General features: G+C 70.5%; 13 protein-coding genes. 7 read left to right on the top strand and 6 right to left on the bottom strand.

The annotated features are described in order from the left end of the window. Nucleotides 1-162: 162 nt before the first annotated feature. The 5 genes from ACZ5VQ_RS22685 to ACZ5VQ_RS22705 all read right to left on the bottom strand — a co-directional run bounded on the left by ACZ5VQ_RS22685 (nt 163) and on the right by ACZ5VQ_RS22705 (nt 6,316). Nucleotides 163-1,701, bottom strand: coding sequence for an MFS transporter (locus ACZ5VQ_RS22685; RefSeq protein WP_469106455.1), 1,539 nt, complete (start codon nt 1,699-1,701; stop codon nt 163-165). Then, nucleotides 1,698-2,249: a TetR/AcrR family transcriptional regulator gene (locus ACZ5VQ_RS22690; protein ID WP_362077981.1), complete on the bottom strand. Its 552-nt coding sequence runs from the start codon at nt 2,247-2,249 to the stop codon at nt 1,698-1,700. Before ACZ5VQ_RS22690 ends, ACZ5VQ_RS22685 begins: the two co-directional genes overlap by 4 nt. Before the next feature lie 128 nt (nt 2,250-2,377). Further along, a complete protein-coding gene (locus ACZ5VQ_RS22695) occupies nt 2,378-3,349 on the bottom strand; it encodes an aldo/keto reductase (protein ID WP_469106456.1) in 972 nt (323 codons plus the stop codon). Nucleotides 3,350-3,556: 207 nt separating this feature from the next. Then, nucleotides 3,557-4,987 (bottom strand): argininosuccinate lyase, encoded by a 1,431-nt coding sequence (argH, locus tag ACZ5VQ_RS22700; RefSeq protein ID WP_469106457.1) that lies wholly within the window; start codon nt 4,985-4,987, stop codon nt 3,557-3,559. Nucleotides 4,988-5,122: 135 nt separating this feature from the next. Then, entirely contained in the window at nt 5,123-6,316 is a 1,194-nt protein-coding gene (locus tag ACZ5VQ_RS22705) for an argininosuccinate synthase (protein WP_469106458.1), read from the bottom strand. A 188-nt stretch (nt 6,317-6,504) separates the two neighbouring features. Here ACZ5VQ_RS22705 and ACZ5VQ_RS22710 point away from each other — a divergent pair, with 188 nt between their 5' ends. The 7 genes from ACZ5VQ_RS22710 to ACZ5VQ_RS22740 all read left to right on the top strand — a co-directional run bounded on the left by ACZ5VQ_RS22710 (nt 6,505) and on the right by ACZ5VQ_RS22740 (nt 14,126). Further along, the gene (locus ACZ5VQ_RS22710) at nt 6,505-7,359 is read left to right on the top strand and encodes a hypothetical protein (RefSeq protein WP_469106459.1); all 855 of its coding nucleotides are present in this window, start codon (nt 6,505-6,507) and stop codon (nt 7,357-7,359) included. 198 nt (nt 7,360-7,557) lie between these two features. After that, nucleotides 7,558-8,145 (top strand): pyridoxamine 5'-phosphate oxidase family protein, encoded by a 588-nt coding sequence (locus tag ACZ5VQ_RS22715; protein WP_469106460.1) that lies wholly within the window; start codon nt 7,558-7,560, stop codon nt 8,143-8,145. 187 nt (nt 8,146-8,332) lie between these two features. Continuing rightward, the gene (locus tag ACZ5VQ_RS22720) at nt 8,333-10,024 is read left to right on the top strand and encodes a peroxidase family protein (protein ID WP_469106461.1); all 1,692 of its coding nucleotides are present in this window, start codon (nt 8,333-8,335) and stop codon (nt 10,022-10,024) included. Between the two features lie 157 nt (nt 10,025-10,181). Then, nucleotides 10,182-10,898 carry a L,D-transpeptidase family protein gene (locus ACZ5VQ_RS22725; RefSeq protein WP_469106462.1) on the top strand — a complete coding sequence of 239 codons (717 nt, stop codon included), beginning with the start codon at nt 10,182-10,184 and terminating at the stop codon, nt 10,896-10,898. Between the two features lie 229 nt (nt 10,899-11,127). Next, a complete protein-coding gene (locus ACZ5VQ_RS22730; RefSeq protein ID WP_269652315.1) occupies nt 11,128-12,456 on the top strand; it encodes a ferredoxin reductase family protein in 1,329 nt (442 codons plus the stop codon). 19 nt (nt 12,457-12,475) lie between these two features. Continuing rightward, nucleotides 12,476-13,309 carry an FMN-binding protein gene (locus tag ACZ5VQ_RS22735; protein ID WP_469106463.1) on the top strand — a complete coding sequence of 278 codons (834 nt, stop codon included), beginning with the start codon at nt 12,476-12,478 and terminating at the stop codon, nt 13,307-13,309. A gap of 79 nt (nt 13,310-13,388) precedes the next feature. Beyond that, on the top strand, nt 13,389-14,126 hold the full coding sequence (locus ACZ5VQ_RS22740; protein ID WP_469106676.1) for an FAD:protein FMN transferase: 738 nt from the start codon (nt 13,389-13,391) through the stop codon (nt 14,124-14,126). Between the two features lie 361 nt (nt 14,127-14,487). On the opposite strand, the gene ACZ5VQ_RS22745 is transcribed toward ACZ5VQ_RS22740, so the two are convergent. Further along, the gene (locus ACZ5VQ_RS22745) at nt 14,488-15,024 is read right to left on the bottom strand and encodes an arginine repressor (protein ID WP_055613870.1); all 537 of its coding nucleotides are present in this window, start codon (nt 15,022-15,024) and stop codon (nt 14,488-14,490) included. Nucleotides 15,025-15,030: the final 6 nt, after the last annotated feature.

A 15,030-nucleotide genomic window follows, 5' to 3' on the forward strand; every position in this document is an offset into this window, starting at 1 on the left:
GACCATCAGGTGAGGGCGAAAACGGGCTTAAAGGGGGACGCTGCCTGCGGGTTAGGGGGCGGGGGGTGTTTGTTGGCTGCGGGTGGGTTGTGGCTTGTCGCGCAGTTCCCGCGCCCCTTGAGGGGCGCGATCGCCCGCAGCCGGACAGAGACGCGGGGGTCTCTACGGGTGCTCCGCCCCGTCCCCCAGTTTCTGGTCCCGCAGCAGTACCCATGCCGCCACCGACGCTGCCAGCAGTACCGCCGCGCCGAGACCTGCCGCCAGGGCGATGCCGTCCACGAAGGCCGTGCGGGCGGCGTCGAGGAGTGGCTCGGCGTCGGGCAGTTCCGCGGATGCCTCGACGGCGCCGCCGAGGGACTCGTGGGCCGCGGCTGCCACCTCGGGGGGTGTGCCCGGCGGGGCCGTGAACCCGGCGTAGACACCGGTGACGATGGAGCCGAGCAGGGCGATGCCGAGGGCCGCGCCGAGTTCGTACGCCGTCTCGGAGACCGCGGACGCGGCGCCCGCCTGTTCCTTGGGCACGCTGGAGAGGATCACGTCGGCGGTCACGGTGAAGGAGAAGCCCGCGCCCACGCCGACGACCAGCAGGGCCCCGCCGAGGAGCGGATACCCGGTCGACTCGCTGAGCAGGGTCAACGCACCCAGGGCGAGCCCGATCGCGGCGAGCCCACCGGCGGTGACGGCACGCACCGAGTACCGGCGCGCGACCGTACCCGCGACCAGGCCGGCCGCCACCGCACCGAGCGCGGCGGGCAGTTCGGCAAGGCCCGCCTCCAACGGCCCCCTGCCCTGCACGAGTTGCAGGAACTGCGAGAGGAAGAAGACAAGGCCGGACAGGCCGAGGATGGTCAGCAGATCGGCGAGCACGGCCCCGGAGAACCCGCGGTTGCGGAACAGCCGCATGTCCAACAGCGGGACGGGCAGCGTGAGTTGACGGCGTACGAACCCGTAGAGCGCAGCCGCGCCGAGCAGGGCAGCGGCGCCCGCCGTGGCGTTCGGGCCGTGCGAGGCGGCCTCCTTGATCCCGTACACGATGCCGACCATGCCGACGAGCGACAGCACGACGCTCATCAGGTCCCAGGGGCCGGGCTCGGGGTTGCGGGACTCGGGCAGCAGCTTCACACCGACGAGGACGAGGACCGCCATCACGGGGAGGTTGATCAGGAAGACGGAGCCCCACCAGAAGTGTTCGAGGAGGAATCCGCCGACGACCGGGCCGACCGCCGTGCCGGCCGAGGCGGTGGCGCCCCAGATGCCGATGGCGAGGCTGCGTTCGCGCGGGTCGTGGAAGAGGTTGCGGATGAGCGCGAGGGTGGCGGGCATCAGGGTCGCGCCCGCGACGCCGAGCAGTGCGCGCGCCACGATCATCAACTCGGGAGTGCTCGCATAGGCGTTGAGCACGGAGACGAGACCGAACGCGACCGAGCCGACGAGCAGCAGCTTCTTGCGCCCGATGCGGTCACCGAGGCTGCCCATCGAGACGAGCAGGCCCGCGATGACGAACGAGTAGACGTCTCCGATCCACAACAGCTGCGTGCCGGAGGGCTTGAGGTCCTCGCTGATGTAGGGGGTCGCGAGACCGAGGACGGTCGCGTCGACGGCCACCAGCAGCACGGCGAGGACGAGGACGGCGAGCGCGAGCCAGCGGCCCGGACGCTTCTCCGTCTCCGCGGCAAACGCCGGCCGCACCGTGCTGGTCATGATTCCTCTCTCCGTAGTGCGCCGCCGAGCAACAGCTCGACGATCATGTGGTGGAAGTCGTTGGCGGCCACCCGGCCCTCGGTCACGGCCCACGCCCCGGAGGCGATGAGCCCGTAGAGGGCTTCCGTGAGCCAGGCCGGGGTGAGGTCGATGCGGAACTCGCCGCTCTCCTGGCCGCGTCGGAACACCGCGGCGATCCGTGTGTCGAGCCGGGCCCAGCCCTCGTGCCGCTCCTCGCCCTCGAACAGCTGGTTCTCGGAGTAGAGGAAGGCGAGCAGCCCGGCGGCGCTCTCGATCTCGCCCACCAGACGGCGTACGGCCTCCCGGGCGGTGTCCTCGTCGAGCCGTGCCGCGTCCAGGGCGGCCTCGCACTCCCGGATGCCGAGATCCTCCAGCGCCCGCACGAGGGCGTCACGCCCGGCGAACTGGCGGTGCAGCGTGGCCCGGCTGATCCCGGCCGCCTTGGCGACCTCGTCCATGGTGGCGGTGGATTTCCGGGTGAGCAGGGCGGCTGCGCTGCGCAGCACGTGGTCACGGTCGACAGCCATGAGACAACCATAACCCATATGAGACATCAATGTCTCATCCGAAGCGTGCGACGCTCACCACCAGCGGTTCCCGCGAAAAATCAGCCGAAGAAGCAGAAGAAGGGGCGGCAGAGCGGATCGGTCAACGGTCAGTGCCAGGGCAGCTGCCCGCGCCGCTCCCAGTACGCCACCGGCTCCTCGGTCAGCGCGTCGAGCCGGGCCTGCTGCTCGTCGTCGAGGTCCACGACGGCGGCGTGCAGGTTCGAGGAGAGCTGGACGGCGGTGGCCGCGCCGGAGAGGACGACACCTGCCCAGGGCTGTCGCAGGACGAGCGCCAGGGCGATCGCGTCGGAGCCGAGGCCGGCCTCCTCGGCGATGGCGCGTACGGCGTCCGGCGCGTGCGGGTCGGCGAGCCGGCCGTTGGCCATGCCCTCCTTGACGATCACGGTGAGCCCGGCGTCGTGCGCCTCGGCGAGCGCGGGCCCCGCGGAGGTCTCCAGGACGTTGTAGGTGGCCTGGACGGTACGGAACAGGGGCTCGCCGTCGACCGTCACGGCGAGCGCGGTACGGATCGCGTCGGCCTGGGCCGGACCGCTGGTGGAGAAGCCGACGGTCAGGCCCTGCGCCGCCGCCTCGGCCAGCCTGGCGTGCAGTTCCTTGTCGGTGAGGGCCGGGCTGTCCGGGGTCACCGAGTGGATCTGGTAGAGGTCGAGCCGGTCGCCGAGCAGCTCGGCGCTCTCGGCGCGCTGCCTCTCGTACGTGGCGAGGCCGTGGTCCTTGATCTCGTGCGCCTCGGCGTCGGTGCGCCAGTCGGCCGTGTAGGTGTAGCCCCACTTGCTGCCGACGACGACGTCCCCGATGTCGGACCGTGTGTCCAGCCAGCCGGCGAGGAACTCCTCCGAGCGGCCGTACGAGCGGGCGGCGTCGAAGTAGCGCACGCCCTGGGCGTAGGCGGCGTCGAGGAGTTCGTGGGTGCGGGTGCGGAGCGTCTCGACGCTGCGGTCCTCGCCGAGATCGTGGTCCCGGCCCAGGTTGATGTAGCCGGGACGGCCGACTGCGGCGAGGCCCAGTCCGATGTGGCAGGTGGGGGTCGTTGCTGTGGCCAGTCGGGCGAAGGGCATCGCGGGCTCCGTTGGGTCGGCTCCAGTACGGCTTCGACCAACGTAACCCGCGATGACCTTTGGTGAGGACGGGGCGCCTTGAGAGCTCGGTTCGTTCGGCGCCTTGGCGGGTGCGGGTGCGTCGCGGCTTGTCGCGCCCCGCGGCGGAGCCGCAAATGTCACAGCCCCGCGCCCCTGAAGGGCCGGAGGCCCTTCAGGGACCGATAGCTACTTCTTCTTGGCCGTCGCCCACTCGTGCTGAGCCGCCACGTTCGCCTTCACCTCGGTCAGCTGGATCGCGACCGCGCTCGGGGCCGTGCCTCCCCTGCCGTTGCGGGAGGCCAGGGCGCCCGGCACGTTCAGGACCGACCGGACCTCCGGTGTGAGGTGGGCGGAGATCTTCGCGAACTGCTCGTCGGTGAGGCCGTCGAGCTCGATGCCGTCGGCCTCCGCGGCCTTGACGCACTCCCCCGCGACCTCGTGCGCGACACGGAACGGCACGCCCTGCTTGACCAGCCACTCGGCGATGTCGGTGGCGAGCGAGAACCCGGCCGGGGCCAGCTCCTCCATGCGCTCGCGGTGGACGGTGAGGGTCGCCATCATGCCGGTGAAGGCGGGCAGCAGGACCTCCAGCTGGTCGCAGGAGTCGAAGACCGGCTCCTTGTCCTCCTGGAGGTCGCGGTTGTACGCGAGGGGCAGCGCCTTGAGCGTCGCCATCAGACCGGTGAGGTTGCCGATCAGCCGTCCGCTCTTGCCGCGCGCCAGCTCGGCGATGTCCGGGTTCTTCTTCTGCGGCATGATCGACGAGCCGGTGGAGAAGGCGTCGTGGAGGGTGACGAAGGAGAACTCCTTCGTGTTCCAGATGATGACCTCCTCGGCGATCCGGGAGAGGTTCACCCCGATCATCGCGGTGATGAAGGCGAATTCGGCGACGAAGTCGCGCGAGGCCGTACCGTCGATGGAGTTGCCGACACTGCCGTGCTCGAAGCCGAGGTCCTTGGCGACCGACTCCGGGTCGAGGCCGAGGGAGGAACCGGCCAGGGCGCCCGAGCCGTACGGCGACACGGCCGTCCGCTCGTCCCACTGCCGCAGGCGCTCGGCGTCCCGGGCCAGGGACTGGGCGTGCGCCAGCACATGATGGGCGAACAGTACGGGCTGGGCGTGCTGCAAGTGCGTACGGCCCGGCATCGCGACGTCCGGGTGCGCCTCGGCCAGCCCGATCAGCGCGTCCTGGAGGTCGGCGATCAGGCCGCCGATGATCCGGGCGTGGTCGCGCAGGTACATCCGGAAGAGCGTGGCGACCTGGTCGTTGCGCGAACGGCCCGCGCGCAGCTTGCCGCCGAGGTCCGGGCCGAGCTGCTCCAGGAGGCCGCGCTCCAGGGCGGTGTGGACGTCCTCGTCGGCGATGGTGCCCACGAACGAGCCGTCCGCGACGACGGACTCCAGCCGGTCGAGCCCCGCGAGCATGCGCTCCAGCTCGTCGTCGGTGAGGAGGTTCGCCTTGTGCAGCACGCGTGCGTGGGCACGCGATCCGGCGATGTCGTACGGCGCCAGCCGCCAGTCGAAGTGGACGGACGCGGACAGCTTGGCCAGAGCCTCGGCGGGCCCGTCGGCGAACCGCCCACCCCAGAGCCGTACATCACCGCTGTTGCTGCTCACTTGCTGTGCTCCTCAGAACTGTTGGGTAGCGGGACGCGCCCCGAAGGGGCGCGGGACTGTGTCGATCTGCGGCTCCGCCGCGGCGCGCGACCAGCCCACGACAACCCGCAGGTTACGCACCGGCCCGCGGATCCCCTACGCCAAATCCCTCTTGGCCGCGATCTTCGAAGACAACGCGAAGATGTCGATGAACCCCTGCGCCTTGGACTGGTCGAACGTATCGCCCGAGTCGTACGTCGCGAGGTTGAAGTCGTACAGCGACTCCTCGGACTTCCGGCCGGTGACGACGGCACGGCCGCCGTGCAGGGTCATCCGGATGTCGCCGGAGACATGCTGGTTGGCCTCGTTGATGAAGCCGTCCAGGGCGCGCTTGAGCGGGGAGAACCACAGGCCGTCGTAAACCAGCTCGCCCCAGCGCTGCTCGACCTGCCGCTTGTAGCGGGCGAGTTCACGCTCGACGGTGACGTTCTCCAGCTCCTGGTGGGCCGTGATCAGCGCGATCGCGCCGGGAGCCTCGTACACCTCACGGGACTTGATGCCCACGAGCCGGTCCTCGACCATGTCGATCCGGCCGATGCCCTGGGCGCCCGCGCGGGCGTTGAGCTGCTGGATGGCCTGGAGGACGCTGACGGGCCTGCCGTCGATGGCGACCGGGACGCCCGCCTTGAAGGTGACGACCACCTCGTGGGGCTCACGCGGCAGCGCCGGGTTCTGCGTGTACTCGTAGACGTCCTCGATCGGGGCGTTCCAGATGTCCTCCAGGAAGCCCGTCTCGACGGCGCGTCCGAAGACGTTCTGGTCGATGGAGTACGGCGACTTCTTGGTGGTGGCGATCGGCAGGCCCTTCTCCTCGCAGAAGGCGATCGCCTTGTCCCTGGTCATCGCGTAGTCGCGGACCGGGGCGATGCACTTGAGGTCCGGGCCGAGGGCCTGGATGCCGGCCTCGAACCGCACCTGGTCGTTGCCCTTGCCGGTGCAGCCGTGCGCGACGATGCCCGCGCCGTGCTTGTGGGCGGCGGCGACGAGGTGCTTGACGATCGTCGGCCGGGAGAGGGCCGAGACCAGCGGGTAGCGGTCCATGTAGAGGGCGTTGGCCTTGATCGCCGGGAGGCAGTACTCCTCGGCGAACTCGTCCTTCGCGTCCGCGACCTCGGCCTCGACGGCGCCGCACGCGAGCGCGCGCTTGCGGATGACGTCCAGGTCCTCGCCGCCCTGGCCGACGTCGACCGCGACAGCGATGACCTCGGCGCCCGTCTCCTCGGCGATCCAGCCGATGGCGACGGAGGTGTCCAGACCGCCTGAGTAGGCGAGTACGACGCGCTCGGTCACGGGCTTCTCCTCACAATGCATTCACTGACATGCATGAGTATGCAGTGCTCTGCATGATTCGTCAATCCGAGGTGTGCCGGAAAGTAATTCCGGAGTCGCTTGAACGCGGGAAACCGCTTTCCCGTACTCCACCCCGAACGCCGGCGCCGCGTTTGTAAACCCACTCCTGACCCAAGTGAGGCACTCGCATGTCCAGGGCTCTTCCGAAGTACAACAAGCGCCGTGTGGCCATCATCGGCGGCGTGGCCGCGGTGGCGTTGTCCGGAGCGGTCATCGCCGGATCGGCCTTGGCCGGGGAAACGTCCAAGAGCGGCAACAGCCAGGCCGCCAGAACAAAGGCGTCCCCCGGCACCGTGAGCTGCCCCGCGGTCGCGCCGAGCCTGCCCGCGATCCCCGCCTCCGCGAAGGCCGAGGTCGACCGCAACCTCGCCCTCCTCGACACCCAGATCGCCGAGGCCAACAAGCGCCTCGTCGACACCGTCGGCCAGGGCGGCGCGAACTTCGCACAGAACGCCATCGTCGGCCCGCTCAAGGACAAGCGCGTCGCGACCATCAACCGCATCGCCACCGCCATCGGCCGCACCGCCGCCAAGCCCACAGGCCTCGACGCTCTCGCCCCCTGCACGCTGAACGCGGGTGGGGCGGCCGGAGGCGGTGCCGCGGCGTCGCCGAGCGCGTCCCCCACACAGCAGGCGGGCGGCAACACTGGAAACACGGGCAACACGGGGAACACCGGCAACACGAACGCGGCCGGCACCGTGAGCTGCCCCGCCGTCGCACCGAGCCTGCCCGCGATCCCCGCCTCCGCGAAGGCCGAGGTCGACCGCAACCTGGCTCTGCTCGACACCCAGATCGCCGAGGCCAACAAGCGCCTCGTCGACACCGTCGGCCAGGGCGGCGCGAACTTCGCACAGAACGCCATCGTCGGCCCGCTCAAGGACAAGCGCGTCGCGACCATCAACCGCATCGCCACCGCCATCGGCCGCACCGCCGCCAAGCCCACAGGCCTCGACGCTCTCGCCCCCTGCACGCTCAACAAGTAGTCACCGAATCACCGACGTCCCCCCACGGGCGCCCCGCACGCCGGCCGGGGCGACCCCGGGGCCCGTAGGCCGCAAGGTCCGCGGGCCCCGGGGATCTCCGGGCACGACACGGAGACCACGCCGCCCGCCGCACCCCCACACGCGCGGGCGGCGCAATTCGTTAGACAAGCGAAGGAGTCGCACCCATAATCGTTAGACATGGGAAAGACTTATGAGCGCATAGACGGCCGCCTGCGTACGTTCATCGAGGCGCAGCCCATCTTCTTCACCGCGACCGCGCCGCTGTCGGGCGACGGCACGGTCAACCTCTCACCCAAGGGCCTCACCGGTTCGTTCGTGGTCCTCGACGAACTCACCGTCGCCTATCTGGACTTCGCGGGCAGCAACGCCGAGACGATCGCCCACCTCCGGGAGAACGGCCGGATCACCCTGATGTGGTGCGCCTTCCAGGGCCCGCCGAACATCGTCCGCGTACACGGCCGGGGCGAGCCGGTCTTCCGCGACGACCCGCGCTTCAGGGAACTCCTCACGCACTTCCCGGGCATCGACCCGACACCGCACGGCCTGCGCGCGGTCATCGTGGTGACGGCCGAACTCGTCCGGGACACCTGCGGCTACGCGGTCCCCTTCATGTCGTACGACGAGGACCGCGATCTGCACGCCAAGCGCTTCGCGCGGGAGGACGACGCCTCACTCGACGCGTACTTCGGGAAGAAGGAGTACATCGCGACAAGCATGGACGGTCTGCCCGGGCTGCCCCTGCCGCTGCCTCCAACCCCGGCCTGAGCCCGCACCACCCGAGAACCTTGCACCACGCCAGTGCGCGATGTCGGAGTATGGACGTTTTGCCGATCTTCTTAGTGGACATGATAGTTGTGCCTTTTGACGGAATTCTCCCTTCCGCCGTGCGCAGCCCCTACGCTCGGCAAGAACCGCCCACCGGGCGGGGACACCAGGAACGGATGGGGGATCCATGTTCCGAGCCGCAAGCGAACCTCAGAGCAAACGTCATGTCCGGAACTCGTTCTTCGTCGTGGGTGAGGGAATCCTCGCCGACCCCGGAACCGACAAACCGGCCGAAGCGCAGGCGGCGTCGAGCGTCGCGGCGCTGCGCAAGTTCCAGTTCTCCCGGTTAGGACCGAAGGCGAAGCCCGACCAGCTGCTCGACCGGGCCCAGCGCGCGGAACTCGCCCAGAAGATGACCACGGACCCGCCCGGCCCTGGCGGCCAGCCCAACTCCAACCCCGGGGTACCGGCGGGCTTCACCTATCTCGGCCAGTTCGTGGACCACGACATGACCCTGGACGCCACGGCGGTGCAACTGGAGGAGGACGTCACCGTCCAGCAGCTGCTCCAGGGCAGGTCGCCGGCGCTGGACCTCGACAGCCTCTACGGCCTCGGACCGGACAACCGCTTCGACCGCCGCTTCTACGAGGACGACGGGATCCGGCTGAAGTCCGGCACGACCCAGGGCATCCCCGGCGCCACCGACATCACCAAGGACCCGCTGGCCGGCTTCGACCTGCCGCGCGTCGGAGCGGGCTCGCTGCCGTCCGAGCGGCGCCGTCCGCTGATCCCGGATCCGCGCAACGACGAGAACCTCGCCGTCGCCCAGATCCACAGCGCGTTCATCCGCTTCCACAACCGGTTCGTGACCGAGCTCGCCGACAAGGGCGTGTCCAGCGCGGTGCTCTTCGAGTCGGCGCGCGAGGCGGTCGTCAAGCACTACCAGTGGATGCTCGTCCACGACTTCCTCCCGCAGATCGTCGACGGGAGCGTCATCGACGAGGTCTTCTCCAAGGGGCGCAAGCACTTCGAGCCCTCGCCGGGGGATCAGGACCGCCCGACGATGCCGATCGAGTTCTCCGTGGCCGCCTACCGCCTCGGCCACAGCATGGTGCGCGACGAATACGAGTGGAACAGGATCTTCCGCACGGGGGGCCTCACCGAGGCCACGCTCGAGCTGCTGTTCCGCTTCACCGGCACGAGCGGCAACCTCTCCCCGGCCGGCGACATCAACGACCCCGAGTCGGGCGGCTTCGAGCGCCTTCCCACCAACTGGATCGCCGACTTCCGGCGCCTGTTCGACTTCCCCAAGGGCGGTCGCGCCGACCTCGCCGTGACCGCCGCGGAGTTCAACCTCACCAAGCGCATCGACACTCTGCTGGTCGACCCGCTGGCGAAACTCCCGCTCGGCTCGTTCGGCGCACGCCCGCAGGGGCCCGGCGACGCCATCGAGTTGAACCTGGCGTTCCGGAACCTCACCCGGGCCAACATGGTGAGTCTCGCCACGGGTCAGCAGATGGCCTCGCGGCTCAAGGTGAAGCCGTTGCTCGCCTCCGACTTCGACAACCGTGACGGAGCCCAGCTCTCCGACCCGCTCAGGAAGAAGCTCGTCAAGGACTGCCCGCTGTGGTTCTACATCCTCCGCGAGGCCGAGGTGAACGGCGGCGGCAAACTGACCGGCGTCGGCGGACGCATCGTCGCCGAGGTCTTCCACCGCGCCATCGAAGGCAGTCACCACTCCATCGTGCGTGACCCCTTCTGGCGTCCGTTCCTCACGCCCGACCCGCAGCGGAAGGCCGACGGGAAGTTCGACATGACCGACCTCCTGCTGTACGCGTTCGAGGGCAGGGCCGAACTCCTCAACCCGCTGGGTCCGTGAGCCCGGACCCTGTGCACACCGTGGTTTCCGGGCGCCCCGGCGGGCCACCCGGAAGCCACGGGAACCCCGGCGGCGACACCGAGGAACACACCGAGGGCCGGCGCCCGGACGGCCCACCCGGGCTGCCGCCGCCCCTGCCTCCCAGTAGCTTCTGAGCATGCGCCCAGGAGCCGCCCTTCTCGCGTCCGTATCCCTGTTCGTACTGGCCCCAAGTGCCCCCGGTCCGGCCGGTGACGCCGCCGGCCCGCCTCCGCTGCCCGAGCGGATGGCGGACACCGGCGGCGGCAGCCAGCTGATCACCGCGCAGGCCTCCCGGACCTCCTCGACGACCGGCACGGTCACCTGGTGGAACCGGCGGGACGGGCGCTGGGTGAAGGCCGGTTCCGTGCCCGCGCGCTTCGGCGCCAAGGGGCTCGTCGAGGGCAACTCCCGCAAGCAGGGCACCGACACCACCCCCACCGGCCTGTACGACCTCCCGTACGCCTTCGGCATCAAGCCGGCGCCCGAGGGGACCAGGGCGAAGTACCGCCCGGTGAAGCAGAACTCCTGGTGGTGCCAGGACACCGCCTCCCGCTCCTACAACCGCTGGACCGAGCCACGCCCGGCCGACTGCCGTGCCGCCGAGTCCGAGCACCTGATCACGTACGGGACGCAGTACGCGTACGCGCTCGTCATCGGTTTCAACTACGAGCGGCCGGTGCGGGGGCGCGGCGCGGGGATCTTCCTGCACGTCAACGGAAGTGGAGCGACGGCCGGTTGTGTCTCCGTGTCCCATGACGCGATGCGACGCATCCTGACCTGGGCCGATCCGGCACGCAGCCCGCACATCGCCATCGGGACGGACGGCGGGCCCACCTCGATCGTCCGCTACTGACCTCAGCACCGACCTCCGCACCGACCTCCGCTCGGCCGTCCGCCGAAGAGACCCGCGCCACCTCGGGTTACCGCGAGTCGCACCAGTTCACGGCTTGCTCCGCGGGCCGTTGAACACTCCGCCGTCCCGGGACGTACCACTGGGCCAAGGGGCCACTCCCCTTCCCAGCGTCCCCCACGGAGGAACCGTGAGCACGATCGCCGGCGGCCGCGCGGCGCGGCGCCAGACGATGCGCCGCATTCGCCCACGTCGCTCCCCCGCCATCCCGTTGCTGATCGCCGTGTGGGCGGGTGCGGCGGGCGTGATCTGGCTGTGGTGGAGCAACACCCCGTCCATCGCGGACGACAAGGGCCGGATCCTGAACGCGGGCAGGATCACCGGTCTGCTGGCCGGGTATCTGATGGCTCTCGTGGTCCTGCAGATGGCCCGGGTGCCGGCGCTGGAACGCCGGGTCGGCTCCGACCGGGTCGCCCGCTGGCACGCCATGAGCGGCCGCTACATGCTCTGCCTCACGCTCGCCCACATCGGTCTGACGATGTACGGCTACGCCCTGCAGGCGAACACGGGGGTCGTCGACCAGACCATCGAGTCGGTCAAGACCCTGCCCGACATGGGGAAGGCGGCCATCGGCACGGGTGTGCTGCTGTTCATCGGCCTGATCTCCGTCGGCGGACTGCGCAAGCGGATCCCGTACGACACCTGGTACCACATCCACCTGCTCACGTACGCGGCCGTGTACCTGTCGTTCTGGCACCAGCTGTCCACCGGCAACGACTTCGCGGTCGAGCCAGCCGCCACGACGGCCTGGTACGCGCTGTACGGGACCGTGACGGCGCTGGTGCTCTGGTACCGGGTGATCACGCCGATCCGGCTGAACCTGCGGCACCGGATGCGGGTCGAGGAGGTCGTCGAGGAGGCGCCGGGCATCGTCTCCGTCCTGATCAGCGGGAAGCGGCTGCACCGCATCGGTGCCGAGCCGGGGCAGTTCTTCCGCTGGCGGTTCCTGGCACCGGGCATGCGGCTCAGCTCGCACCCGTACTCGCTGTCGGCGGCGCCCAGGCCCGGGCTGCTCAGGATCACGGTCAAGGCGCTCGGCGACCACAGCACCGCGCTGAAGGGGCTGAAGCGGGGCACGCGGGTGTGGGCCGAGGGCCCGTACGGCGCGATGACCGCGTCCCGGCGCAGCCGCGGCAAGGTGCTGCTGATGGCCGGCGGAGTGGGGATCACCCCGATGCGGGCGCTGTTCGAGACGCTGCCGGCCGAGCGCGGCGACCTCACCCTGCTGTACCGGGCCAACAGCACGCAGGACCTGGCGCTGTGGGACGAGTTGTCGGCGATCGCCGACGAGCGCGGCGCCCGCCTGATGTACGCCGTGAACAGCCCCGACGGGGAGCGCCCGGACATCAACCCGGAGACGCTGCGCCGGAAGCTGCCCGACATCGACGAGCACGACGTGTTCCTGTGCGGGCCTCCCGGCTTCGCCGAGGGCGCGTACACCGCACTGCGCGGCGCGGGCGTGCCGGCCCGCCGCATCCACCACGAGTCCTTCGAGCTGTGACGAACGGGAGTCCGCACCGATGAAGAAGAGCCACCCCCTGCGACGAATCGTGCTGGCCGGTGCCGCCACGGTGTCCGGGATCGTGCTGCTGCTGACGCTGAAGCCCTCCTCGGACCCGGCGGCCGCGTCGGCCGAGGGCACGCCACAAGGTCAGCAGTCGGTCGCGCCCCAGGGCTCCGGCGGCGTGCAGGCCGCGGGCGGAGGTGACCAGACCCTCACCGGTGACGTCGTCAAGACCGAGTACGGCAATGTCCAGGTCCGGGTCACCATGAGCGGCGGGAAGATCACCTCGGCCGCCGCCGTCCAGGCACCCAGCGGCGGGCGCAGTACCGAGGTCAGCACCAACTCGGTGCCCAAGCTCAACCAGGCGGCGATCCAGGCGGGCAGCGCCGACATCGACGCGGTCTCGGGCGCCACCTACACGAGCGGCGGCTACAAGAAGTCCCTGCAGTCGGCCCTCGACAAGGCGGGCTCCTCCGCGGCGACCGGCGGCGGCTCGGGCGGCGGAGGCGGCTCGGCCGACGCGAGCGGGTCCACCGGCGGATCCACGGGCGGATCCACCGGCGGGGGTGCCGCCCAGGCGAAGACCCTCACGGGCACGGCCGTCGAGACCGACTACGGCCCCGTGCAGGTCCGGATCACCGTCACCGGCGGGAAGATCACCAAGGCCGAGGCGGTGCAGTCGCCCAGCGGCGGACGCAGCAGCCAGATCAGCGGTGACGCGGTGCCCAAGCTCAACCAGGCCGCGGTCGCGGCGGGCAGCGCCGACATCGACGCCGTGTCCGGCGCCACGTACACCAGCGGCGGCTACAAGAAGTCCCTGCAGTCGGCCCTGGACCAGGCCGGTGGCTGAACCAACCGAACCGGCCGACCTGGCCGAACCCGCCGAACCCACCGAGGCGCCCGTCGCGGTGCGTCACGCGGAGGAGGTGATGGGCACGGTCTTCTCCTTCGACGTACGGGGCGGTGAACCCGAGGCCGTACAGGCCGCGTTGGCGGAAGCCGTGGCCCAACTCCACGCGGTGGACGAGGTGTTCAGCACCTACCGCGAGGACAGCCAGATCTCCCGGCTGGCGCGCGGCGAACTGACCGTCGACAGTTGCGACCCGGAAGTCGCCGAGGTGCTCGAACTGTGCGCCGAGGCCGAGCGGTTGAGCGACGGCTGGTTCAGTACGAGATACGCGGGTCTCATCGACCCGACCGGCATGGTGAAGGGCTGGGCCGTCGAGCGCGTGGCCCGGCATCTCGTCGCGGCCGGGGCGAGCGGCGTCAGCGTGAACGGCGGCGGCGACGTGCAGATGTACGGCGTGCCGGGGCCGCACCGGCCCTGGCGGGTCGGCGTCTCCGACCCGCTGCGGCCCGGCGGGCTTGCCGCCGTCGTCTCCGCGGCGGGGGTCGACGAGCTGGCCGTGGCCACCTCCGGCTCCGCCGAGCGCGGCACCCACATCGTGGACCCGCGCACCGGCCGCTCCGCGGTCACCGACCTGGTCGCCGTGACCGTCGTCGGCCCCCGCATCACCTGGGCCGACGCCTGGGCGACAGCGGCCTTCGCCATGGGCTCCCGCCAGGCCCTGACCTGGCTGGAATCCCTGCCGGACGTCGAGGCCCTACTGATCACGGCGGGCGACGAGGTCAGATGCACGGGGGGCCTGGCCAATCGGCTGGGCTGAGCGGGAGCCACCTTTCGGGCGCGCGGGCAGCCGGGGGCAGAGGCGCGGGCGTCCCGACGAGCGGCCTGAACTGAGGCGGAGTCAGCCCTTCGGGCACGCACGGGCGGTAAGGAGTCCAGGGGCTCGGACGTCGTGACGAGCGGGCTGAGCTGCAGCGGGTTTCCAGGGGCGCAGATGCCCTGGCAATCCGTCGGAGCCGGGCCAAGCCTTTAGAAGCACGGGCGTCCTGGCAAGCGCCCTGAGCCGAGGCTGCCTTCAAGGGCGCGGAGGGCCGGGCAATCCGTCTGAGCTGGGCCAAGCCCTTTAGGGGCGCGGGGAACTGCGCGGCCAGCCACAGCCCGCCCGCACCCACCACGCAGCCTCAATGATGGTTCTGAGCCAACCGCAGCAAGTGATCGGCCAACGCTTGCCCACCCGTGGGGTTCCGGCTGATCAGCAGCAACGTGTCGTCCCCGGCGATCGTCCCGAGGATGTCGTGGAGCTCGGCCTGGTCGATCGCCGAGGCGAGGAACTGCGCAGCCCCCGGAGGAGTCCGCAGAACCACGAGGTTCGCCGAGGCCTCCGCGGAGATCAACAGCTCCGAGGACAGCCTCCGCATCCGCTCTTCCTTCGCCGACTCCCCCAGCGGCGCGCGAGGGGTACGGAAACCCCCCTCGCTCGGCACCGCGTAGATCAGGTCGCCGTCGTTGTTGCGGATCTTCACCGCGTTCAGCTCGTCCAGGTCCCGGGAGAGCGTCGCCTGAGTGACGTTCAGCCCGTCGTCGGCGAGCAGCTTCGCCAACTGGCTCTGGGAGCGCACCGGCTGCCGGTTGAGGATGTCCACGATCCGGCGGTGGCGTGCGGTGCGGGTCTGCGGGACCGCCGGCCCCGCGTGCTCGTGGTCCTGCGCCTGACTCATCGTCGT

It is taken from the genome of Streptomyces sp. NPDC033178 (assembly GCF_055577685.1).